This window comes from Chryseobacterium sp. ZHDP1 (assembly GCF_018603435.1).
Lineage (GTDB): Bacteria > Bacteroidota > Bacteroidia > Flavobacteriales > Weeksellaceae > Chryseobacterium > Chryseobacterium indicum.
The window spans coordinates 4,579,811-4,601,626 of record NZ_CP075682.1 but is presented as its reverse complement, the minus strand read 5'-3'; the positions used below and the strand labels follow the sequence as shown (position 1 = coordinate 4,601,626).

Annotated in this window: 22 protein-coding genes and 2 tRNA genes; 15 read left to right on the top strand and 9 right to left on the bottom strand. The window is 36.3% G+C overall.

Going from position 1 to position 21,816, the window contains the following annotated elements; genetic code table 11:
- The first annotated feature begins 7 nt into the window (after positions 1–7).
- The 3 genes from KKI44_RS21295 (at position 8) to KKI44_RS21285 (ending at position 2,209) form a co-directional block, all read left to right on the top strand.
- The gene (locus KKI44_RS21295; protein ID WP_214589035.1) at positions 8–1,849 is read left to right on the top strand and encodes a lysophospholipid acyltransferase family protein; all 1,842 of its coding nucleotides are present in this window, start codon (positions 8–10) and stop codon (positions 1,847–1,849) included.
- Between the two features lie 98 nt (positions 1,850–1,947).
- A tRNA-Phe gene (locus KKI44_RS21290) sits at positions 1,948–2,020 on the top strand.
- 116 nt (positions 2,021–2,136) lie between these two features.
- A tRNA-Phe gene (locus tag KKI44_RS21285) sits at positions 2,137–2,209 on the top strand.
- A gap of 41 nt (positions 2,210–2,250) precedes the next feature.
- On the opposite strand, the gene KKI44_RS21280 is transcribed toward KKI44_RS21285, so the two are convergent.
- Entirely contained in the window at positions 2,251–3,057 is an 807-nt protein-coding gene (locus KKI44_RS21280; RefSeq protein ID WP_214589034.1) for a GLPGLI family protein, read from the bottom strand.
- Between the two features lie 362 nt (positions 3,058–3,419).
- On the opposite strand from KKI44_RS21280, the gene KKI44_RS21275 reads away from it, so the two are divergent.
- The 7 genes from KKI44_RS21275 to KKI44_RS21245 all read left to right on the top strand — a co-directional run bounded on the left by KKI44_RS21275 (position 3,420) and on the right by KKI44_RS21245 (position 7,997).
- Entirely contained in the window at positions 3,420–4,463 is a 1,044-nt protein-coding gene (locus tag KKI44_RS21275) for a sensor histidine kinase (protein WP_214589033.1), read from the top strand.
- Position 4,464: 1 nt separating this feature from the next.
- The gene (locus KKI44_RS21270; RefSeq protein WP_214589032.1) at positions 4,465–5,160 is read left to right on the top strand and encodes a LytR/AlgR family response regulator transcription factor; all 696 of its coding nucleotides are present in this window, start codon (positions 4,465–4,467) and stop codon (positions 5,158–5,160) included.
- 173 nt (positions 5,161–5,333) lie between these two features.
- Positions 5,334–5,492 carry a hypothetical protein gene (locus KKI44_RS21265; RefSeq protein WP_214589031.1) on the top strand — a complete coding sequence of 53 codons (159 nt, stop codon included), beginning with the start codon at positions 5,334–5,336 and terminating at the stop codon, positions 5,490–5,492.
- 62 nt (positions 5,493–5,554) lie between these two features.
- The gene (locus tag KKI44_RS21260; protein ID WP_214589030.1) at positions 5,555–5,746 is read left to right on the top strand and encodes a hypothetical protein; all 192 of its coding nucleotides are present in this window, start codon (positions 5,555–5,557) and stop codon (positions 5,744–5,746) included.
- Between the two features lie 224 nt (positions 5,747–5,970).
- Positions 5,971–7,146 carry a thioredoxin family protein gene (locus KKI44_RS21255; protein WP_214589029.1) on the top strand — a complete coding sequence of 392 codons (1,176 nt, stop codon included), beginning with the start codon at positions 5,971–5,973 and terminating at the stop codon, positions 7,144–7,146.
- 1 nt (position 7,147) lies between these two features.
- Entirely contained in the window at positions 7,148–7,786 is a 639-nt protein-coding gene (locus tag KKI44_RS21250) for a DUF3575 domain-containing protein (protein WP_214589028.1), read from the top strand.
- A 4-nt stretch (positions 7,787–7,790) separates the two neighbouring features.
- Complete coding sequence (locus KKI44_RS21245) at positions 7,791–7,997, top strand: hypothetical protein (RefSeq protein ID WP_214589027.1); 207 nt, start codon at positions 7,791–7,793, stop codon at positions 7,995–7,997.
- A 79-nt stretch (positions 7,998–8,076) separates the two neighbouring features.
- Here KKI44_RS21245 and KKI44_RS21240 read toward each other — a convergent pair whose 3' ends face one another.
- Positions 8,077–9,288, bottom strand: coding sequence for an exo-beta-N-acetylmuramidase NamZ domain-containing protein (locus KKI44_RS21240; RefSeq protein WP_214589026.1), 1,212 nt, complete (start codon positions 9,286–9,288; stop codon positions 8,077–8,079).
- 4 nt (positions 9,289–9,292) lie between these two features.
- Here KKI44_RS21240 and KKI44_RS21235 point away from each other — a divergent pair, with 4 nt between their 5' ends.
- Both KKI44_RS21235 and KKI44_RS21230 read left to right on the top strand, forming a co-directional pair.
- Positions 9,293–10,522: an ABC transporter permease gene (locus tag KKI44_RS21235; RefSeq protein WP_214589025.1), complete on the top strand. Its 1,230-nt coding sequence runs from the start codon at positions 9,293–9,295 to the stop codon at positions 10,520–10,522.
- 493 nt (positions 10,523–11,015) lie between these two features.
- Entirely contained in the window at positions 11,016–11,999 is a 984-nt protein-coding gene (locus KKI44_RS21230; protein ID WP_076392256.1) for a PLP-dependent cysteine synthase family protein, read from the top strand.
- Between the two features lie 58 nt (positions 12,000–12,057).
- On the opposite strand, the gene KKI44_RS21225 is transcribed toward KKI44_RS21230, so the two are convergent.
- The 3 genes from KKI44_RS21225 to KKI44_RS21215 all read right to left on the bottom strand — a co-directional run bounded on the left by KKI44_RS21225 (position 12,058) and on the right by KKI44_RS21215 (position 13,932).
- Positions 12,058–12,585, bottom strand: coding sequence for a YcxB family protein (locus tag KKI44_RS21225; RefSeq protein WP_214589024.1), 528 nt, complete (start codon positions 12,583–12,585; stop codon positions 12,058–12,060).
- A 120-nt stretch (positions 12,586–12,705) separates the two neighbouring features.
- Positions 12,706–13,008: a chaperone modulator CbpM gene (locus KKI44_RS21220; protein ID WP_214589023.1), complete on the bottom strand. Its 303-nt coding sequence runs from the start codon at positions 13,006–13,008 to the stop codon at positions 12,706–12,708.
- A 3-nt stretch (positions 13,009–13,011) separates the two neighbouring features.
- Positions 13,012–13,932 carry a DnaJ C-terminal domain-containing protein gene (locus tag KKI44_RS21215; RefSeq protein ID WP_214589022.1) on the bottom strand — a complete coding sequence of 307 codons (921 nt, stop codon included), beginning with the start codon at positions 13,930–13,932 and terminating at the stop codon, positions 13,012–13,014.
- A 94-nt stretch (positions 13,933–14,026) separates the two neighbouring features.
- Between KKI44_RS21215 and KKI44_RS21210 the strand changes: the two genes are divergently transcribed.
- Positions 14,027–15,226, top strand: a complete 1,200-nt coding sequence (locus KKI44_RS21210) for a dicarboxylate/amino acid:cation symporter (RefSeq protein ID WP_214589021.1) — start codon at positions 14,027–14,029, stop codon at positions 15,224–15,226.
- An 86-nt stretch (positions 15,227–15,312) separates the two neighbouring features.
- Entirely contained in the window at positions 15,313–15,843 is a 531-nt protein-coding gene (locus tag KKI44_RS21205) for a hypothetical protein (protein ID WP_214589020.1), read from the top strand.
- Here the strand turns inward: KKI44_RS21205 and KKI44_RS21200 are convergent, their stop codons facing one another.
- The 3 genes from KKI44_RS21200 to KKI44_RS21190 form a co-directional block, all read right to left on the bottom strand.
- The gene (locus KKI44_RS21200; protein WP_185206438.1) at positions 15,844–16,227 is read right to left on the bottom strand and encodes a DUF779 domain-containing protein; all 384 of its coding nucleotides are present in this window, start codon (positions 16,225–16,227) and stop codon (positions 15,844–15,846) included.
- A 255-nt stretch (positions 16,228–16,482) separates the two neighbouring features.
- Entirely contained in the window at positions 16,483–17,520 is a 1,038-nt protein-coding gene (adhP, locus tag KKI44_RS21195) for an alcohol dehydrogenase AdhP (protein WP_214589019.1), read from the bottom strand.
- Positions 17,521–17,782: 262 nt separating this feature from the next.
- A complete protein-coding gene (locus KKI44_RS21190) occupies positions 17,783–19,312 on the bottom strand; it encodes an aldehyde dehydrogenase family protein (RefSeq protein WP_214589018.1) in 1,530 nt (509 codons plus the stop codon).
- A gap of 181 nt (positions 19,313–19,493) precedes the next feature.
- Here KKI44_RS21190 and KKI44_RS21185 point away from each other — a divergent pair, with 181 nt between their 5' ends.
- Entirely contained in the window at positions 19,494–20,417 is a 924-nt protein-coding gene (locus tag KKI44_RS21185; RefSeq protein ID WP_214589017.1) for an AraC family transcriptional regulator, read from the top strand.
- A 48-nt stretch (positions 20,418–20,465) separates the two neighbouring features.
- Here KKI44_RS21185 and KKI44_RS21180 read toward each other — a convergent pair whose 3' ends face one another.
- Positions 20,466–21,794: a hydroxymethylglutaryl-CoA synthase family protein gene (locus tag KKI44_RS21180; RefSeq protein WP_214589016.1), complete on the bottom strand. Its 1,329-nt coding sequence runs from the start codon at positions 21,792–21,794 to the stop codon at positions 20,466–20,468.
- Positions 21,795–21,816 lie beyond the last annotated feature (22 nt).

Here is a 21,816-nt window from a genome sequence, read left to right as displayed (position 1 = left end):
ACACAATATGAGTTTAATTTCGAAAAACGATCTGATTAAGGCTTCCGGCTTAAGTAAAATAGGATTTCTGAAGAATCCTGTAGCATCTGCTGTGATGAGCATTGCTAAAATCAACGAAGTAAATAAATTATACGACAAACTAAAAGATAAGGAAGGCAAAGACTTTTTCGACTCATTTGTGAGAGAGCGCAACTTAAGCTACATCGCTTTTGAAGAAGATCTGGCAAAAATTCCGAAGACGGGACCGTTCATTCTGGTTTCCAATCATCCGCTTGGTGCGATTGACGGGATTTTAATGTGTAAAGTATTGTCGGAAGTACGTCCTGATTTTAAGGTAATGGGAAATTTCCTTCTGGAAAAAATCAAACCGATGGAACCGTACGTAATTGCCGTAAATCCTTTTGAGGGCAGGAAAGAAGCTTACAGCAGCTCTTCCGGAATGCGGGAGACCTTAAAGCATCTCCAAAACGGAGGTTGTGTAGGAATTTTCCCTGCAGGAGAGGTCTCTAATAAAAATAATCCTTACAGCGAAATTCTGGATAAGGAGTGGGAAAAACCGGCGTTAAAGCTTATAAGAATGGCAAAAGTGCCGGTTGTTCCTATGTATTTCCATGCGAAAAACAGCAGAATATTTTATCAGGTGGCAAAAATACACCCGAATCTGCAGACTTTAATGCTGCCCGCAGAAATGATGAATGACCGGGAAAAACCTATCAGGATAAGGATCGGAAAGCCTATCTCTGTAAAAGCAATGGACGATATGGAAACCATTGAGGAGCTGGGAGAATTTCTGAAACGTAAGGTGTATATGATGAAATCTTACTACGAGAAGCGAAAATCTTTGGCTCAGAGCATTAATCTTAAAAATCTTTCGGTAAAATTTCCTTTATTAAAAGAAGAAAATATTGTTCAGAATATCATCGACGAAACTCCGAAAGAAGATATTTTAAAAGACATCAATAAGCTGAAAGGAACCGATAAAATGTTTTTCAGCAACGGAAATTATGAAGTTTATTTTACCACTTACGAAGAAATTCCTTCAATAATGCGGGAAATCGGAAGACAGAGAGAGCTTACCTTCCGTGCAGTAGGAGAAGGAAGTAATCTTCCGTTCGACCTTGATGAATATGACAAACATTACCATCATCTTTTCCTTTGGGACAGTGCTGCAGAGAAACTTGTGGGAGCTTACAGAATGGCTCTGGGAAAAGAAGTCATGAAAAAATCAGGAATTAAAGGGTTTTATACAAGTTCTTTATTTGAATTTGAACAGGATATCCATCCTTTTTTCAAGAAAGTAATCGAAATGGGACGTGCGTATATCTGTCAGGAATATCAGCAGAAACCACTTCCACTTTTCCTTTTATGGAGAGGAATTGTACATGTCTGCTTACGAAATCCGGATCATAAATTTTTGATGGGAGGCGTAAGTATTTCCAATAAATTTTCAGAATTTTCCAAATCTCTGATGATCGAGTTTATGCGTTCGAATTATTATGATTCCGCAGTTGCACAATATATTACTCCAAGAAACGAATACAAAGTAAAACTTCGCGACAGGGATAAACATCTGTTTTTTGAGGAAATGGAATCTGATCTTAATAAGCTTGATAAGATCATTGATGATCTGGAACCGGAACTTAGATTGCCTGTTTTAATTAAGAAATACATTAAGCAAAATGCTAAAGTTATCGCCTTTAACGTAGATCCCAACTTTAATGATGCGATCGACGGACTGATGTACATACGAATAAGTGATCTTCCGGAAAGCACGATTAAGCCTGTATTAGAGGAAATGAGCGAACAGATAAGACGCGAACAGGAAAATAATTCAGTTGAAAATCAGTAGGTTTTTAAGTTTTGTTAAAAAAAGTCTTGTTAATACTTGCTTCATATACTAAAACTTACTACTTTTGCATCACTTTAAAACAACGAAGTAACAAGAATGGTTTCTTAGCTCAGTTGGTAGAGCAATGGATTGAAAATCCATGTGTCCCTGGTTCGATTCCTGGAGAAACCACTTAAAAAACCACCTGTAAAAAGGTGGTTTTATTTTCAAAGTTTTAAATAAAATTTGCCAAGATTAATAATTATTATTACTTTTGCACCACTTCAAAAAAGAAGCAAAAATTAAATGGTTTCTTAGCTCAGTTGGTAGAGCAATGGATTGAAAATCCATGTGTCCCTGGTTCGATTCCTGGAGAAACCACTTAAAGTCATCTCATTTGGGATGACTTTTTTTGTTTATACTTATTTGTAATCATTTTTATAATCTATCTCAATAGGATTATTTTGCTCACGAATCATTTTTTGTGTTTGTTTTGTCAATTCATTCAAGTCTAATGCCTTTTTTCCACCATGTCCGTCACTGGTATAAACAGGTAACATATTTCTTAATTTAAGATCAGCATAAGGATCATTGTAATATTGCATCATTAATTTTTTGAAATGAGAAAAATCCATATCCAACCCTTTTTTTCGCAGAAATAAATTCCCAGAATTATTTTTGATTGCTATAAGTGTAAAGTCGTAATCCATATCACTATCAGTTGCTCTTACAATAAGTCCCGGAAGTCCGTTAAAAATATATGGACCATCCGTAATCGGAATTTCTGTTGTGAACCATACAATCCATTTTCTTCCACCATAGTCTGTTACAGCTTTCTGAACATCAAATCCTCCTATTTTATCCCTGTCGGATTCTATTTTCCAGATTATTTTATTTTCTATTTTTACATCGTAATAATCATTAAACCGTGTCCGATAATTTCTTTTAATATCTTTATTCTTTAAATCTTTTGTTACGTATATCTGCCTTTCAATATTTTGATCAGCTCCTATTCCGAATCTTGATACGCTTAATAATGAATCAGATCTTTTCTCTTTTTCGGTTCTAAATACGGATATGTTATCATTAAAATCCAAAATCATATTAATATAAGCAAGACTATCATTATGAGGTTCCAAGTGATATTTCAACTCATAAACAAATGATTTTTTTTGTGCGGAACAGAATCCTATAAAGCATATTAGAAAAATAAAATTAACTTTTTTCATAATAAAAAAGAGCTATAACTGAAACAGGTGTCTCATGTCATTTTAGTAAATAATTAAATTGTCACACATCTTAAACATTGACTATCGTTTGATCTTCCACTCACTGTCAGAACGATACATATCTGTGCAGTCTGCACCTCCTCCATTCCCAGAATATCTTTAAGATTTTCATAATAGATTATTTCAACAAAATTATGTCTTTTATCTTTCTCTCCAGCTTTTGTAATTGATCCGTTTTTTGTTTTCAATTAAAAAATTCTTTTCCGTTTGTAGATTTAAATAAGCACTTCGTAGATTTTATTATTATTTTTAAAAGAAAAACTTGAATTTTATCTGTTTTTATTTTAAAATAATTTAGAACCTTGAAACTGACTCAGAAAAACAAATATCACATCTTCTTTTGGCTTGCCTATTATCTCTTTGAGATTAATGCATCATTTGTGTATATACATGAAAGTTTTAAACAATTTTCATGGCAAAAAACACTCTATCTGTCTGTAATCTCAGAATTCACTTTTCTTTTTGCAGAAATTCCGGCAGCATATTTAGTTTTGACAATGATAGACGGTAAAATAAAAATTCTCAGAAATAAAGCATTCCGAATTTTTGCTGTAATTATAATCGTAACATTTTCAGTAGTTGTTTTCAGGATAATATCCCATGATCTCATATTTCCTTACTATTATTATGTTCCGGAAGACACCACAAGATTTTCATTAGGCGGAATTTTTGTTGCAGCCATGAATATCGTTTTTGCCATCGCCATCATGTTGGGCTTTGAAAAATTTATTCAGCAAAATGAAACGCAAAAAAGATTAATCGAAATTTCGAAAGAAAAAACAGATGCAGAACTAAAATTGCTTAAGACCCAATTAAATCCCCATTTTCTTTTCAATACACTTAATAATATTTACGGACTTTCGCTTAAAAAATCAGATGAAGCACCCCAAATTATTTTGAAACTGGCAAAAATAATGCGGTACAATATCTTTGATTCCGCCCAAAGCAAAGTGTATCTCAATCAGGAAATAGAGAATATTCAGGATTTTATTGATATACAGAAAATAAGACACAAACTGATTAAGGTAGAATTCAATGACTCAATCGACGATCAATTGCAGGAAATCTCTCCGTTAATTCTTCTGCAATTTGTTGAAAATGCCTTTAAACATGGTGCTTCGGAAAGCAGATTCAACTCTTTTATCACCATTAATCTTGAACTTAAAAATAAAGTTCTGGTTTATAGTATTGAAAATTCCAAAGAAGAAAATCCGGAAAAAGAAAGCACCAAGATTGGTTTAAAAAATATTAAAAGACAGCTGGATTTGTTATATCCCAAACATAGTCTGGAAATTAATGACAGCAACAACCTGTATTCGGTTACTTTGAAAATATTATTCGATTAAAATGATTCCTGAAATAAAATACAATTGTCTGATTATAGAAGATGAACCTATTGCCATGGAAATCATGGAGCATTTCATTTCTCAAAATAAAGATTTTCACATTGTCGGAAAATGTTCGGATGCAATTTATGCCAACAGTCTTCTTAAAATATATCAGATAGATTTGATATTTCTGGATTTACATCTTCCCGCAATAAAAGGGTTTGAATTTTTAAGAAGACTCAAAAATCGTCCTCACGTTATTGTAACAACCGCCTTTCACCAATATGCACTGGAAGGATATGAGCTGAATATTGTAGATTATCTTTTGAAACCAATCTCTTACAGCAGATTTCAGGATTCAATAGAAAAATTTAAGCATCTGATGAATGCAGAAAAAGCCATCCTCGAAATAGAAGACCGGGATTTTATATTCGTCAATATTGCAAAACGAAAAATAAAAATTGTTCTTCAGGATATTTTTTATATTGAAAGCATCAGAGAATACATTAAAATACACACAAAACAGGAAGTTTACACGGTAAAAATGCCCATCAGTAAATTTGAGAAAGATCTTGAAGGAAATAATTTCATTAGAATTCATAAATCTTATATCGTTTCCAGATCCAAAATTGAAGTAATGTCTGCCAGCGAAATTACAGTCAATGGAAAAAAGCTGCCCATCGGAAGAACTTACAGACCATTCATTAGCAATTAATTTTTCCCTTTTATCACGTGTAGAGATTCATTATTTACTCTTTTATCATGCCAAATAGTAATTGATATACGGTAAGCTGCTTTTTGTAGAAATAAAATACTCAGCAGCCGGAATAACTGTAATATTGATACAGAAAAACAGTTAAATCTCTTAACTAAAATCTTAAAATTACTATGAAAAAGACAATTAAGAATCTGCGGCCTCTGAAGGCGAAAGAACTGAAAAAAATCCATGGCGGAGCTACAAAAGGCTATGACAAATGCTGTTATAAAGGAGAAATTCCACCATATGATCCATTTTCAGGATGTGAAGCCTATTACATCTGTGATTAAAAGTAAAATAGTTTAATTAACCAAAATTTCTAAACAATAACAATCTTAAAAATTAATTTATTATGAAAAATTCAATTCTAAAACTAAAAAACGCAAAAAAATTATCCAGAAATGAGCAAATTTCAATATTAGGAGGAAGTTCTTCCTGTTATATAAGAACCTGTGAAATTACCAAAGAGCAATGTGACGATTTACAAGGATTCTACAATAAAAAAGGTTGCTGCGGCTATGTTCCTTTAAGTCAGAATTGCTAAAAAAGCTGAAAGCAAACATGAGTAAAAGATTTTATCCTATCAACAAAAACTAATATACTGAGTAAACAAGATAAATTTTCATAAGATAAAATTAATCAGCTTTAAATTTAAAACGAGAGATTGTCGAAACATGGCAATCTCTTTTTTTTATAATATAATTAGCATACTATTTTATCGATATACAGCCAAAATATACTATATTCGCCAACAAATTCTAATTGGAAATGAAGAAGATTATCTCCGGTTTATTGTTATTTTCTGCTGTTACGGCATTTGCTCAGGAAGCCATTAAATTTGAAGATCTTCCCTTTAAAGATCTTATTGCAAAGGCAAAAAAAGAGAAAAAGATTGTCTTTCTGGATGCCTATGCTTCATGGTGCGGTCCGTGCAAAATGATGGAAAGAAATGTTTTTACGCAGAAATCGGTGGGAGACTACTTTAATGCAAATTTTGTAAATGCAAGATTTGATATGGAAAAAGGCGAAGGAAGAGATATTGCCGTAAAATACGGAGTACGCTCCTATCCTACTTATCTTTTTCTGAATGGCGACGGAGAGCTTGTTTCCCAGAATTTCGGATATATGGAAGGAAGTATGTTTCTGACGATGGCGCAGGATGTAAATTCTCCCAACAATAAAAAAGGTTCACTGAAGGAACGTTTTGCAAAAGGTGAAAAAGATCCAGAGTTCCTCATCAATATTATGAAACTGAACTCCTCTTCTGACTTTAATTTTGCAAAGCAGGCATCTGAAAGGTATTTTGAAAATAAAAAACTTACTGAAGAGTTTACAAAAGATGACGTTGGACTGCTGCTGTATTTCTTAAAATCTACTGAAGACAAAAATTACAAAGTTTTTACAGACAGAAAAGCGGAAATCATTAAGTTTTTACCGGACGAAACCTACAAAGAATTTGACAATCAGATCAAGCTTGGCAAAATTGTGGAGCAGTCTATCGATCAGCAGAATAAAAAAATCAATGAAGATTACTTCATGAAAAATGCGGAACCTCTTGTAGGAAAGCATGATGCGGAACTGAAGCTCAACCAGACAAAACTCGCATATTACGAGCAAAATGCCAATTTTCCGGAATATGAAAAAGCGGCTTTAGCCTATTATAAAAATTCAGAAGCATTTGAACCCAATGAATTGTTAAAAGCAGCGTGGGTATTTGCTGAACATATAAAAACTCAGTCATCCCTGAAAAAAGCGGCGGAGTGGGCCGAGAAATCCGTAATGAGAGGCGAAAGTTCTGAAAATACTTATATTCTTGCAAAGCTTTATTTTCTAACCGGAAATAAAGAAATGGCAAAAACATACGCAGAAATGTCTAAAAATATGGCTGCTCAGGCTCAGAAAGATTCCACTTTAGCTGATGAGTTATTAAAACAAATAAAATAGAATGCTTAAAATAAGATTGATTGCAGGGATTTTGACCTTGTTTTTTTTAGGAACACTCCATGCACAGGAACAGGAACCACAACAGACTTCTGAAAAAAGTGTATATCTGAAAGGAAATGCTTTACTAATACCCGTAGGAGTTATCAACCTGGGATTAGAACATCAGTTAAATAAAAAATTCACAGTACAGGGCGATGTTTTAATTTCTCCGTGGAAATCTTTTGCCGGACATGAATTGCAGTATTACTCCGTTTCACTGGAAGGAAGATATTACTTTGATGAAGCTTTTAAACACTGGTATATCGGAGGAAATATTGCAGGTTCCCGCTTCATAGCACAAAAATGGAATTACTGGAGTGACAGTACTTTTGTTGATGAAAAAAACGGAAATGTCTATCAATATTCAGATGTTTACCAGAAAGGATATTCAATAATACTGGGAATTACTGGAGGCTATCAGTTTAAACTTGCTGAAAACTGGAACATGGATATTTATGCAGGAATCGGAACTTCTCAAGACTTTTACAAAGGCTATGTCCGTTCAACAGGAGCACGTTACGATGTAGCGGAAGGCTTTAACAAAAGCGGGGAAATTCTTCCTTACAGAGGCGGCATCATGATTTCTTATAAACTAAAATAAAACAATGAAACTATTCGGTAAAAATCATATTATTATCTGTATCATCACTTTCGGGATTCTTTTTCTGATGAACTACCTTGGAAACGATCAGGCAGATAAGCTGGAAAGAGCTTTAATGATCGGTGCAGCAGGCGTTATCGGTCTGTCGATTGGTCTTGTCATCATGAACAAAGGAAAAAACGACAAAACTCCGCCGCAGGATTTTGATTAAAAAATTTCAATTGTCAATTGTCAATAGTGAATTCATTTTATTTGTGAATCTAAATTGACAATTGACGATTCACATTTCATCAGTTTTCGTAAACAACGTATTTCTTTCTGATTTTCTCGAATTTTTCCAAATCCGACTTCCACGATGCTTTGATCTCCGAAGTTGATTTTCCAGCAACAATCTGTTTTCTCAACTCATCGGTTCCGGCTAAAGTATCAAACCACAAATTACTTCCTGTGGTTGGTTTCAGGAAAAAGTCCAAATCAGGATTTTTATAGTTTTTGTACGCTTTTATTACCCAGTCCAGATTCAGTTCTCTTAAATCTTTTCTATAATCTGAAAGATTTTCGCCGTAGCACAATTTTCCGTTTAAGAAAGGATCTTTTGCTCCTGCACTTGGCTTCGGAGTAAACTGATAAGGAAGATTTTTTGTCCATGGAGATCCGTAGATCTGGAACGGTAAATCTGTTCCTCTTCCCACGGAAACCTGCGTTCCTTCAAAAAAGCATAAACTTGGATATAAATTGATGGCTTTATCGTTGGGTAAATTCGGGGAAGGCTTATCTGAAATCTGATAGCGTAGCTTTTTATGATAGTTTTTCATCGGAATCAACGTGTATTTTGCCTGAACTCCGTTTTTCAGCCATTTTTCTCCATTTACCATTTTTCCGTACTCTCCTATTGTTAATCCGTATACAACAGGAACTTCGTGCATTCCCACAAAACTTGTCCATTTTTTCTTTAAAACAGGACCGTCTGTGTAGCCGTCATGCGGATTTGGTCTGTCTAAAACAATCACTTCAATATTATTTTCAGCGGCTGCTTCCATAAGATAGGTCAGTGTTGAAATGTAAGTATAAAATCTCACACCAACATCCTGAATATCAAACACCAGAACATCCATCTCTTTGAGTTGTTCCGAAGTAGGTTTTTTGTTTTTACCATATAATGATACGATGGGAATTCCGGTTTTCACGTCTACTCCGTTCTTTACCTTTTCTCCTGCATCTGCATCGCCTCTGAAACCATGTTCAGGCGCGAAGATCGATCGGATTCTGATCCCGTTTTTTACTAAAAAATCCACAACGTGCGTTTTATCGCTCATCAGTCCGGTCTGATTGGTTACCACTCCTACAATTTTTCCTTTCAGCAATGGCAGATACTGCTCCGGCTGATCTGCTCCCGTTCTAAAATCTTTTTTATCTTGAGTCTGAGAATAATATTGATTGAATACTCCTAAAAAAATTAGGCAAATAAGAAGTAAATTTTTAATTTTGAAATCTAAATTCATAAGTTTGAAATTTCCTTTATATTTCTCGAAAAAAATAGCGTTTTCCAAAGATAACAAAAATAACCTTTCGAGGGTTATCATCTTCATCGGCAGACTTTCTGTGGCATTGGGAATTATAGTTTCCCTCATTACAGTTTCCACAGGATTCGGTTCGAAGAAAGCCATTAAGGAAAGACTTGCAGATTTCAGCGGACACATTACGGTAAGATCAACGAGATCAAACTCTTCCTACAACACTTCTGTTCTTGATAATCAGGGACTGAATATCAAGAAAATAAAAGAGCTTCCGGATGTGGAAAGTGTGCAGAAATATGCTACGGTTACCGGAATCATGCGAAATGAGCACAATTTTGCCGGAATTATCTTCAAGGGAGTAGGAAAAGATTTCGACAGTCTTAGATTTAAAAAATTTCTGGTAGCCGGAACTTCTCCGAAAGTAACGGAAGTAGGCTATTATAACGGTGTTGCCATTTCCCAGAAAATAGCGAATGATCTTCATCTAAAAGTGAAAGACAGCATTGTAACAGTGTTTTCAAAAGCAGATCAAAAGCCTATCTACAGAAAATTTGAAGTAGTAGGAATCTATAAAACGGATATTAAAATGATCGATGATCAGTTTGTTCTGGGAGGAATTAACCATGTAAGAAAAATTCAGGATATGAAGCCTGATGAAATGGGCGGACTGGATATTTTCTTTAAAAATGTAAATGATATTGACCGTGATTTTCCTGAGATTGAAAAACTGATCGGTTATAAAAATTATGCCGAAAAAGCTACTGAAAAATATCCTCAGATTACGGACTGGATCAGTATTTTTGATACAAATATTGCTCTGATTATCATCATCATGTTAATCGTTGTGGTTATTAATATCATTATGGTTCTTCTGATTCTGATTATTGAAAGAACCAATTCTATCGGTCTTTTGAAAACTTTAGGAGCCAGCAATTCACAGATCAGGGCTACTTTTATCAATTACACTTTAATTATTATGATTCCGGGATTGCTGTACGGAAATGCGATTGGTCTCGGACTGCTTTTTATTCAGAAAGTTTTTGGAGTGATTACCTTAAATCCGGAAAATTATTACGTAAGTACAGTTCCGGTAGATCTTAATCCGATTGCCATTATTTCAATTTCTGCCGGAATTCTGATTATTTCAGGGTTGGCTTTAATAATTCCGAGTTATCTGATCAGTAAGATTTCTCCGGTGAAGGCGATAAAGTATAATTAATAAAGTGAATGGTGAATTTTTACTGCGTAAGTGAATGGTGAATTTTTTTAACACTGAATTTTTGTAAAGCCATTACATTGACTCTTTGACGATTCACAATTGACTTATAATCAAACTTTTCAGACCACCCCGTCAAAAATTTCTCTGAAATTTTCGCCACCCCTCCAAAGGAATGGAATTTTCTTTGTGTGTAATTCCTGTTTGAAATCCTGAATTCATAGCCCCGATAGAAACGACATCCTTTTTTGTTGCGGCTGGAGCATAAACTGGAGGTTTACGGACGTAGTTCAGGAAGCCGTAACAAAAAAGATACAGTGGATAGCGGGAAACAGCTCCTTATTGAGTTGGAGTATAGGAAAGCTTGAAAATGAGAGAGTTTGCGGGTAAGAGAGTGTGTGTTTTGGGGTTGAAATTGGGAAAACAGTATTAATTATTCATTTTTAATTATTAATTATCTGAAAGCCGTATCTTTGCAACGCTTTAAAAGACATTTATGAAATACGCAAACAACATCCTCGAAACCATCGGAAATACGCCTCTTGTAAAACTTAATAAAGTTTTGGGTGAAGATTTTCCGGCACTGGTTTTGGCAAAGGTGGAAACTTTCAATCCGGGGAACTCTGTGAAGGACAGAATGGCTCTGAAAATGATTGAAGATGCTGAAAAAGATGGAAGATTAAAACCCGGAGGAACGATTATCGAGGGAACATCCGGAAATACAGGAATGGGACTGGCTCTTGCCGCGATCATCAAAGGGTACAAATGTATTTTTGTAACCAACTCTAAACAATCTAAAGAAAAATGTGATATTCTTCGTGCTGTAGGAGCAGAAGTTATTGTTTGTCCGACGGATGTAAAACCTACCGATCCGCGTTCTTACTATTCTGTTTCCAAAAGGCTGGCTAAAGAAACGGAAAACGGATGGTATGTAAACCAATACGACAATTTATCCAACAGAGCTGCTCATTACGAGTCTACCGCGCCTGAAATCTGGGAACAGACGGAAGGAAAACTAACGCATTTTGTTGTAGGAGCAGGAACAGGAGGTACGATTACAGGCTGCGGAACATTTTTTAAGGAGAAAAATTCTGACATAAAAGTAATCGGAGTAGATACATATGGTTCGATCTTAAAAGAGATCCACGAAACGGGGGAAATCAACTTAGGAAATGCTTACACGTACATTACGGAGGGAATTGGCGAAGATATTCTTCCTGAAAACTACGATATGTCGGTAATCGATCATTTTGAAAAAGTAACGGATAAGGACGGAGCGGTGTATGCAAGAAAACTGGCTAAAGAAGAAGGTATTTTCTGCGGATATTCTGCGGGAAGCGCGATTTCTGCTTTGGTACAGATGAAAGATCAGTTTACGAAAGATGATGTGATTGTGGTTCTTCTTCACGATCATGGTTCTAGATACGTCGGAAAAATTTACAACGACGACTGGATGAAGGAAATGGGCTGGCTGGATTAATCAGCTTTTTTATGATAAAATAAAACTCAGAGCAAAGCACTCTGAGTTTTTTGTTGTTTTATTCTGAAATATTTTTCTTTAAAACCTGCTTCAGAAAGCTGTATTCTTTTTCACTCATCGATTTTTTGGGAAACATATAGCTGTATTTTCCTTCAACGGTAATAAATTCATTATTGCTGTCAAAATAAGTGAAATCTTTCCATTCGCTGGTTTCTTTTTCGCCATCGATATTTACGGTAAAAAAATTTTCATCAAACCGGATTTCGTAGATTTCACAGTTTTCAAGCTTATTCAGGTAATTATTCACCTGCTTTTTCCATCTCGAAACTTTGTTGATGCTTACCGAAAGAAAAACCGCACACAGCAAAAACAAAAAACTTACGAAGTATAAAATTCCCGCTTTTTCTTTGGTAAAATCATTTCTGAAAACAAAAACAATCAGTAAAATAACGGCAATTACAATCGTTGTAATCGTTTTTCCTCGGGTTGTTGATGAAAAAAACAAATTTCCCTGATTTCCGCTGAAATATATTTCTTCGAAGTCTTTCCTTTTAGGTTTTAAAACAATAACTTTTTCTTCAGTCATAAACAGTAATTTCTGATGCAAAGCTAAATGAAAAATTTAATTAAATGATGATCTCTTCATTGATCTCTTGTTTTTTCACAACTCCAATCATCAATCATGATGCTTCAGCTATCAACTAAATTACCCATCCTCATATTTATCTGCAACTGCCGAAAGTTTATTCATCAGTTCACGGTTCCTCTGTCTGAGATCTTCCATTTTTTTCAGCATTTCATGGATCACTTCCAAACCCGGAAGATTGATTTCCAGATCATAATGCCAGTTGGTAAACCGCTCAAACGTGGACAAATCTTCATACATCACATAACGGATTTCGTTTTCTGTATGAATATTGAGCAATCCGGAATTCACCAGTTCATCAAAAAAAGTAATTTCTACATTGTATATTTTTACGAGTTCTTCCCGCGATATTCTTTCACTCATGGCTTAGGAATTTTTAAGTTGTTCAAAAAGTTCTTTCTGCTTTTCAGTCAGGTTTGTCGGTAATTTAACTTCATACGTCACGAAAAGATCACCAAATTCGCCCTCTTTCTTGTACACCGGAAAACCTTTTCCTTTTAGTCTCACCGTTGTTCCGTTCTGTGTTTCAGGTTTTACTTTCAGATTTACGCTTCCGTTCAGCGTGTTTACTTTTACGTCACCGCCTAAAACGGCAGTGTACAGATCAATTGAAACTTTAGATTTCAGATCATCACCGGTTCTTTCAAAATTCGGATCAGGAGTGATATTGAAAGTAATGTATAAATCTCCATTCGGACCGCCATTGAAACCGGGATTTCCATGACCTTTTAATTTAATCTGCTGACCGTCATAAGTTCCCGCCGGAATGGTAATTCTTACTTTTTTGCCATTGATATCAAAAGTCTGAGGATGTGTTGTTGCGGCATCTTTCAAGGTTAAAGTTAATTCTGCCTGAATATCCTGTCCTTTAAATTTTCCCGACGCACTTCCCCTTGAATTCCTTCCGAAACCTCCTCCTGCTCCGCCAAACATACTCTGGAAAAAATCTGAAAAATCTTCCCCATCACCAAAATCCGCTTCCGAAAATCCGCCTCCGAAGTTTCCTCCCTGATTTTGATATTGTCTTTGCTGCTGTTGCCGAGCTTTTTCATATTCTTCGCCATGCTTCCAGTGTTCTCCGTATTTATCGTACTTTGCACGGTTTTCGGGATTGCTCAGAACTTCATTGGCTTCATTAAGCTCTTTGAATTGTCTTTCGGCTTCCTTATCATCAGGATTAAGATCGGGATGTAATTTTCTTGCGAGTTTACGATATGCCTTTTTGATATCTTCCTGCGTTGCGTTCTTGTCTACGCCTAAAATTTTATAGTAATCTATATAAGCCATAGAAACGATGTTTACTCAAATTTAAGGATTTTATGACTGAATTTTATATAATGGAATGTTAAAAATTAAGCTATCTTTGGTTAAAAAGCAACGCATGAAAGAAGTGTTGAAAAACTACTCCGGAATTTTACTTTTACTGTTGGGAATCTCTGTCGGAAGCATCATCGGAATTGCGGCTCCCGATATTGTGGATTATATAAAACCTTTGGGAGATATCTTCCTGAATCTGCTGTTTGTAAGTGTAGTTCCGCTGGTTTTCTTTGCCGTTTCCAATTCTATTGCTTCACTGGAGCAACAGTCTAAGTTCGGAAAGATAATGGTAACCATGGCTTTTACCTTTCTGTTCTTTATTTTAACTGCTGCAATTTTCACAATTTGTGCCGTTTATCTTTTTCCCGTTTCCGGAGTTTCGGGAAGCTCGGAAATCGTGGAGGAAGCAACGAGTAATGACAGTTGGGGAAACAGAATTGTAGGATTTTTTACGGTAGGAGAATTTACACAGCTTTTTTCAAGACAAAATATGCTGGCTCTTTTAATTTTTGCTTTCATGACAGGATTTTCCGCCAGAAAAGCGGGAGAAAAAGGACAGGCTTTCCGCTCATTTATCGCTTCGGGTTATGAAGTGATGAAAGAACTGCTTTTGTTGATTATGAAAGTCGCCCCGATTGGTTTGGGCGCTTATTTTGCGTATCAGGTTGCCACTTTGGGACCTCAGCTTTTCGGATTTTATGCAAAACCTTTAGGATTGTATTATATTGCAGGAGTAGTCTATTTTCTGGTCTTCTTTTCACTCTATGCATTTATGGCAAAAGGACAGAACGGGGTTAAAAGTTTCTGGACGAATGCTGTTTTCCCCACTTTAACCGCTTTAAGTACCTGCAGCAGCTTCGCCACGATGCCCGCTAATTTACAGGCAGCTTCAAAAATCGGAATTCCGAGCCAGATTTCAAATATTGTAATCCCGATTGGAACAACTTTGCATAAAAACGGTTCTTCCATGTCGTCGATCATTAAGATTTATGTGGCATTCTTAATCATCGGAAGAGACTTTTTTGATCCTATGAATCTTCTTCTAGCTTTAGGAATTACCGTGTTTGTAAGCATTGTTGCAGGAGGAATTCCGAACGGAGGATATATCGGAGAAATGCTGATGATTTCGGTATACAAATTACCGCAAGAAGCAATTCCGGCAGTAATGATTATCGGAACGCTGGTTGATCCTTTGGCAACGGTTTTAAATGCGGTCGGACAATTGGTAGCTTCTATGTTTGTGAGCAGGTTTGTGAAGGTTTGATTTTTTTATCTGAACACAAATTGCACGAATGTTTTTTCACGAATTGCACAAATGTTTTCTAAATAATTTTATGTATTGATTTCTGTATGAATTCTTTTTACAAAAGTATCGGGCTATATGATGAATTAATCTTTGAAACTACAATGGATAAAGCTGAATTCATGTATATATTAAAAAAGCTTATTTATCATAGTAATTTTAGTTTTTTTGAAAATTCAGAATATTTAATTCCAAAAAGATATGAATATAAAGGATATTTGAATAAAAACGAATTTTTGATTATGAGAAGAAGACATCTTTTTGATATGAGTTCTCCAAATCCTTATATAAGAGGTACGATAAATGATGAAAACGGAAAAACATTCATTAGAATGGAATTCACTCCCATAAAATATTCCGGTATATCCTTAATTTTTCCGATAATTTTTTTAATTATATTTTTCAATATTCCTTTCCAAGGCAGTTCTGATATGTCTTTTATAGTAATTATACCAATAATTGGAGTTATAAATTATTATTTTACTCTAAAAAGAAATATTACTAGGGGAAAATACGATTTTGAAAGAGAATTAAATTTTATAGTTCAGAAAAATAATATGTTAAAAAATACACGATAATTATTCACTCCGTTTCACCGGTTCTAAATTCTCCAGTTCTTCTGGCGTGAAAAGTCTGTAAATGACTTTGAATGTTTTTCCCAGAGGTGTTTCTAAAGAGAATCCGCCCGGTCCGAAACCATCGACAACATCGAGTGTAAAATGTGAGTATTTCCAGTATTCGAAGAGATCACGGTCGATCCAGAATTCATGATTGTTAATCGTACCGATCATCGCATCGTTCATTCTCGGGTAAAATCCTCCTTTTTCAAAACACTGCGGCTGCGTTCCTTCACAGCATCCTCCTGCCTGATAAAACATCAGATCACCGTATTTTTTTTCCAGTTCCCAAATGACTTCCAGAGCTTTTTCGGTTGCTGAGAGTCTTGCTATTCTTGTTTGCATTTTTCTTTATTTTTAGTGAATTAAAGGTCTACGAACACAGTTCAGAAGTGAAGTAAAAAATCTTTATAAATAAGGTTTAGATTCTTCCTTCGTCAGAATGACAACATTTTCGGTATTTCAGAATGTCATTATCTCTTCTTTGATCCATTCGCAAAAATCATGTTCTTAACGCCTCCGTTTCCCTCGTCATTATTTTTCTTACATAAAGTTAAAAAGTTTCGGCGAAATGTCATTTCGCCGAAACTCTAAATTTATTTAATTCGAACTTCCTGCAATATCGAGAACAATTCTGCCATCGATCTGCCCTTTCTTCATTTTATCGAAAACATCGTTAATATCTTCTAATTTTGCCGGGGTTACCGTTGCTTTCACCAGTCCTTCATTTGCAAAATCCAGTGCTTCCTGAAGATCTTTTCGAGTTCCTACGATGGAGCCTCGCACCGTGATTCTTTTTAATACGGTTTCAAAAATCGGAAGTTCAAATGATCCCGGCGGAAGACCATTTAACGCGATTGTTCCTTTTCTTCTGAGGACATCAATTCCCTGTTTAAAGGCAATCGGAGATACTGCTGTAATTAATGCACCATGCATTCCGCCAACCTCTTTATGGAGGTATTCTCCGGGATCTGTTGTTTTGGCATTCACGACCAGATCTGCGCCTAATTTTTTAGCCAGATCCAGTTTATCATCAGCGACATCAATGGCAGCAACATGCATTCCCATTGCTTTTGCATACTGAACGGCAACGTGTCCCAATCCACCGATTCCTGAAATGGCAACCCATTCTCCCGGTTTTGTTTCCGTTTCCTTTAAACCTTTATATACGGTGACTCCCGCACAAAGAATCGGCGCAATTTCTAAAAAGTTAACATCCGGTTTCAGGTGTCCTACATATCGTGAATCTGCAATGACATATTCGGCAAACCCTCCATCAACGCTGTATCCTCCGTTTTTCTGGGCTTCACAAAGTGTTTCCCAGCCTGTGATACAGTAATCGCAGCATCCGCAGGCGGAATAGAGCCACGGAACTCCCACTGCATCTCCTTCTTTTACAAAAGCTTCAGGACCACATGCAACAACAATCCCCACTCCTTCATGTCCCGGAATTAAAGGCATTTTTGGTTTTGCAGGCCAGTCGCCGTCCACCGCGTGTAAATCTGTATGACAAACGCCACAGGCAATTACTTTTACGAGTACTTCATATCTTCCGGGTTCTCTTACGGGAACTTCTTCTATTTTCAGGGGTTGTCCATAGCCTTGAACAACTGCTGCTTTCATTGTTTTTGGAATCATTATTTATTTTTTTGAGTTGGTTTTTAAGTTTAGTCTTTTTCTTTAAAGTTTTGATACGGCTCTAAATGACACAAAAGTTCCTGCTCACCCGAAAATTTCAGATAAGGACGAATGGTTGTTCGCGTGAGGGATAGGAAGGGCGGCGAGGAACGAGCCGGTGCGGAGTGAAACGGAGCACCGAAACGAAGTGGAGCCCTGAATAGCCCGACCGTTTTTCCCCGTTGCCGAGACGGGGAAAACGGGCACGCCCTAATATTTAAGATTAAAAGAAACCTAGTTTGTTTTTGTTGTAGGAAATCAGCATATTTTTGGTCTGACGGTAATGATCCAGCATCATTTTGTGGTTTTCGCGACCGATTCCCGATTGTTTGTATCCTCCGAAAGGTGCTCCTGCAGGATATGCATGATACTGGTTTACCCAAACTCTTCCTGCTTCAATATGACGCGGAATGTTATAAAGCTGATGGGCATCTCTTGTCCATACTCCTGCTCCAAGACCGTAAATGGTGTCGTTTGCAATTTTTAATGCTTCTTCTTCGTCTTTGAAGGTGGTGAATGCCAGAACAGGTCCGAAAATTTCTTCCTGGAAGATTCTCATTCTGTTGTTTCCTTTGAAGATGGTCGGCTGAATATAATATCCGTCTTCCAGACCTTCGCCAACATGATTTACATCTCCACCGACAAGCACTTCTGCGCCTTCTTCTTTTCCTAATTTGATGTAGGAAAGGATTTTGTCTTTCTGGATCTGTGAAGCCTGTGCTCCCATCATTACGGTTTTATCTAAAGGATTTCCGACTTTGATGGCTTTTACTCTTTCGATCACTTTGGCAATGAAGGCGTCTGCGATGTCTTCCTGAACCAGTAATCTTGACGGACAGGTACAGATCTCACCCTGATTCAAAGCAAAAAGAACTGCGCCTTCGATGGCTTTATCTAAAAACTCGTCGTCTGCATCCATTACCGAATTGAAGAAAACGTTTGGAGACTTTCCTCCTAATTCTAACGTTACCGGGATGATATTTTCTGTTGCGTACTGCATAACAAGTCTACCCGTTGCTGTAGAACCTGTAAATGCTGCTTTTGCTACTTTCGGATTGGTTACCAAAGCTCTTCCCAGTTCTGCTCCGAAACCGTTCACAATGTTCACCACTCCTGCCGGAAGCAGATCGCCGATGAGTTCCATAAGAACCATGATGGAAATCGGAGTACTTTCTGCGGGTTTTAAAACGACACAGTTTCCTGCTGCCAAAGCCGGAGCTAATTTCCAGACTGCCATTAAGATCGGGAAATTCCATGGAATGATCTGTGCGATCACTCCAAGCGGTTCGTGAACGATTAATGAAACGGTATCTTTATCCAGTTCGTTGTGAGAACCTTCTTCCGCTCTGATAACGGACGCAAAATATCTGAAATGATCAATTGCCAAAGGAATATCTGCGGCTAAAGTTTCTCTTACCGCTTTCCCGTTATCGATGGTTTCAACGGTTGCGATGTATTCTAAATTCTGCTCGATCCTGTCGGCAATTTTGTTTAAAATGATACTCCTTTCTGTGGAAGAAGTGTTTTTCCATGTTTGGAATGCTTTTTCGGCCGCATTTACCGCCAATTCAAGGTCTTCTTTGGATGAATGCGCTGCCTGTGTGAAATTTTTACCGTCAATGGGAGAAACTACATCGAAGTACTGTCCGTTGACCGGAGCTGTAAATTGTCCGTTGATGTAGTTATCATATCTTTTTTTGAATTCAGGCCATTGCAATAGTGTGCCTGATTGCTGTTGTGTTGTAGTGCTCATATTCGTACAATTTTAATTTTTATCTATTGCCAAATTACACTTCCCTTAGAGATTCGGATAGCACAATCGTACAAAAAAACTTCAAAATCGTGCAGACTGAGAATTTTATTATTTCATTAACAGTATTGTAAGCCGATTATTTTCTATATTTGAGTAAACAGGCTATTAAAAATGTTTAGAAATGAACAATAACAAGATTTTATTAGAAACTCCTGAATTGAAAAGGGAAAACCAGCTTATGCACTTGGTTGAAAATCAGACAAAATTCAATCTAAACAATTGTGAATTCAGCATCTACGAAACGCATAAGGCTGCTTTCGATGTAAAACTGCATTTTGAAACGATTGCATTCACGGCAATGCTTCGAGGCAAAAAGCATATGAAAATAGATCATAAAACGGGCTATTTCGATTATTATCCGGGAGAAAGTGTTTTGGTTTCGCCGGGAGAAACGATGGTAATCGATTTTCCTGAAGCGGATGAAACGCCTTCGCAGTGTATCTCTCTAAGCCTAAATCCTGAATTCATAGAGAGTTCTCTCAATCACCTCAATTATCATCTTCCGAAAGTAGACGAAACTTCGCGCTGGAATATTGAACTGGATGAATATTTTCTGTTTAATAATCAATCTCTTGCTTCGGCAACCAATAATATAATGAGAATTGCCATGGACGATAATTCACAAAAAGATATTATGGCAGATTTTGCTTTGAAGGAACTTCTGATCCGTCTTATGCAGACACAGGCAAGAAGCATGGTGGAGAAAAATATCGTAAAAAATAGATCCAGAATTGGTTTTGCCGTAGATTATATTAAGAAAAACCTTCATCAGAAATTATCGATAGACAGCATTGCAAAAATGGCATATGTAAGTAAATCTAATTTCTTTAAAATGTTCAAAGATGAACTGGGAACTTCTCCGAATGAATTTATTCTGCAGGAAAGAATCAATCGCGCGAAAGAACTGTTGGCGAGCCAGAACAGCATTAAGGAAACAGCCTATCAGACAGGGTTTTCGGATGCGAATTATTTTACGAGAGTATTTAAGCAATTAGTGGGAGTAACACCGAAAAGTTATCAGGATACAGTGTTGTTTCCGGAATAAAAAAAACACCTCGAATTGAGATGTTTTAATATTATTCGTAATTTCTAATTATCCCTGATAATCATAATATCTTGCCCCTTTCAAAAGAGGATTTTCCAGTTCTACTGATGTTAAACCAAAGCCTTTATAGTTTTCGTTAACTGAATTTTGCAGTTGTTTTCTGTGGAGTTTTTCGTAAGTCTCAAAATCAATTGCTGTTCTGTTTTTTAAGCTTTCAAATAAATTCCATTTTTCGGTCACCTTTTTCCAGTTTTCTGAAACTTTTCCGGCAAAAACTTTGGATTTTGATCCGCTTCCGTATCCTAAAAATCCGATTTGCTGTCCTGCCAATTCTTCATTCTCGTTAAAAGATGTCTGTAAAGCAGAAAGTAGAGCCATAAAAATAGAAGCGGTATACATATTTCCGATTTCCGAAGAGGCTCTTTGCGATTTTTCAATTTTATCATTAATAAACTGAAGGTATTCTTCTGATTTTGCCACTGCTTTTTGTTCTTCAGGTGTTTCGTAAGACAAAGCGTTTTCTAAGCTGTAAATTTCTGTGAAAACTCTCTTTCCGTGGAACGCATATGGAAGATGGAAGATTAGATGTTTCCAGTTTTCGTAAGGCTTATTAAGTCCTGTAATTTCTTTATAATGATCGTAGGCTTCTCTAATTCTTTCCTGATAACACTGGTTGGAATATTGTCCGTCAAAGACAGGTTCATCCGTAAAAACTTCTATTTTTTCAGGAAAACTTTCGGGAGCATTCGTTAAGTCTTCTTTTTTGAAATGACGACGCGGCTTGAAAAAGTCAAAGACCGATTCTGTGGCAACTCCCCAGTTGTTTTCAATTTCAATGAGATCAGGTTTTGAAGAAATTAAAACCGCAACTGCTCCTCCACCCTGTGTATATTCTCCGGAAGAAGCCAGTTCGTATTTTGCGTAATCACTTGCAATAACTACCGCTTTTTTATCAGGGTTTGCTCTTACAAAATCTAAAGAATTATGAAGCGCATCTACTGCTCCGATGCACGCAAAAGTCATGTCTACCACATCACAGTTCCTGAAAACCCGTTCTCCAAATTCTTTTTCGAGAACTTTTTCTACCATCTGCATAGCATAAGAAGCAGTTGGTTTAGCGGCATCCAAAGCGCTTTCTGTTCCTAAGTAAATTCTTGATATTTCTTTCGGATTGATGTTATAATCCTTTATGAGTTTAAGTAATGCTTCTGCTGCAAATGTTGCGGCATCTTCATGAACATCGGGAAAGCCCATTTTATGCAATCCCAATCCTTTTTCGAGTTTTGCAGGTTCGATTCCTCTTTTTTCTGCTAAATCTTTAATTTCCAAATATAATGAAGGCACATAATAGCTTGCTGCCTCAATTCCAAAAGTCATATTTCTTAATTTTCATACGAAT

What these genes read in the sequence shown, in the direction of transcription:
- KKI44_RS21210 (WP_214589021.1), top strand. Translation starts at nt 14,027, where the DNA reads ATGAAAGAAGTGTTGAAAAACTACTCCGGAATTTTACTTTTACTGTTG.
- KKI44_RS21190 (WP_214589018.1), bottom strand. Translation starts at nt 19,312, where the DNA reads ATGAGCACTACAACACAACAGCAATCAGGCACACTATTGCAATGGCCT.
- KKI44_RS21270 (WP_214589032.1), top strand. Translation starts at nt 4,465, where the DNA reads ATGATTCCTGAAATAAAATACAATTGTCTGATTATAGAAGATGAACCT.
- KKI44_RS21215 (WP_214589022.1), bottom strand. Translation starts at nt 13,932, where the DNA reads ATGGCTTATATAGATTACTATAAAATTTTAGGCGTAGACAAGAACGCA.
- KKI44_RS21205 (WP_214589020.1), top strand. Translation starts at nt 15,313, where the DNA reads ATGAATTCTTTTTACAAAAGTATCGGGCTATATGATGAATTAATCTTT.
- KKI44_RS21180 (WP_214589016.1), bottom strand. Translation starts at nt 21,794, where the DNA reads ATGACTTTTGGAATTGAGGCAGCAAGCTATTATGTGCCTTCATTATAT.
- KKI44_RS21265 (WP_214589031.1), top strand. Translation starts at nt 5,334, where the DNA reads ATGAAAAAGACAATTAAGAATCTGCGGCCTCTGAAGGCGAAAGAACTG.
- KKI44_RS21220 (WP_214589023.1), bottom strand. Translation starts at nt 13,008, where the DNA reads ATGAGTGAAAGAATATCGCGGGAAGAACTCGTAAAAATATACAATGTA.
- KKI44_RS21230 (WP_076392256.1), top strand. Translation starts at nt 11,016, where the DNA reads ATGAAATACGCAAACAACATCCTCGAAACCATCGGAAATACGCCTCTT.
- KKI44_RS21255 (WP_214589029.1), top strand. Translation starts at nt 5,971, where the DNA reads ATGAAGAAGATTATCTCCGGTTTATTGTTATTTTCTGCTGTTACGGCA.
- KKI44_RS21245 (WP_214589027.1), top strand. Translation starts at nt 7,791, where the DNA reads ATGAAACTATTCGGTAAAAATCATATTATTATCTGTATCATCACTTTC.
- KKI44_RS21250 (WP_214589028.1), top strand. Translation starts at nt 7,148, where the DNA reads ATGCTTAAAATAAGATTGATTGCAGGGATTTTGACCTTGTTTTTTTTA.
- KKI44_RS21200 (WP_185206438.1), bottom strand. Translation starts at nt 16,227, where the DNA reads ATGCAAACAAGAATAGCAAGACTCTCAGCAACCGAAAAAGCTCTGGAA.
- KKI44_RS21260 (WP_214589030.1), top strand. Translation starts at nt 5,555, where the DNA reads ATGAAAAATTCAATTCTAAAACTAAAAAACGCAAAAAAATTATCCAGA.
- KKI44_RS21240 (WP_214589026.1), bottom strand. Translation starts at nt 9,288, where the DNA reads ATGAATTTAGATTTCAAAATTAAAAATTTACTTCTTATTTGCCTAATT.
- KKI44_RS21280 (WP_214589034.1), bottom strand. Translation starts at nt 3,057, where the DNA reads ATGAAAAAAGTTAATTTTATTTTTCTAATATGCTTTATAGGATTCTGT.
- KKI44_RS21225 (WP_214589024.1), bottom strand. Translation starts at nt 12,585, where the DNA reads ATGACTGAAGAAAAAGTTATTGTTTTAAAACCTAAAAGGAAAGACTTC.
- KKI44_RS21185 (WP_214589017.1), top strand. Translation starts at nt 19,494, where the DNA reads ATGAACAATAACAAGATTTTATTAGAAACTCCTGAATTGAAAAGGGAA.
- KKI44_RS21295 (WP_214589035.1), top strand. Translation starts at nt 8, where the DNA reads ATGAGTTTAATTTCGAAAAACGATCTGATTAAGGCTTCCGGCTTAAGT.
- adhP (WP_214589019.1), bottom strand. Translation starts at nt 17,520, where the DNA reads ATGATTCCAAAAACAATGAAAGCAGCAGTTGTTCAAGGCTATGGACAA.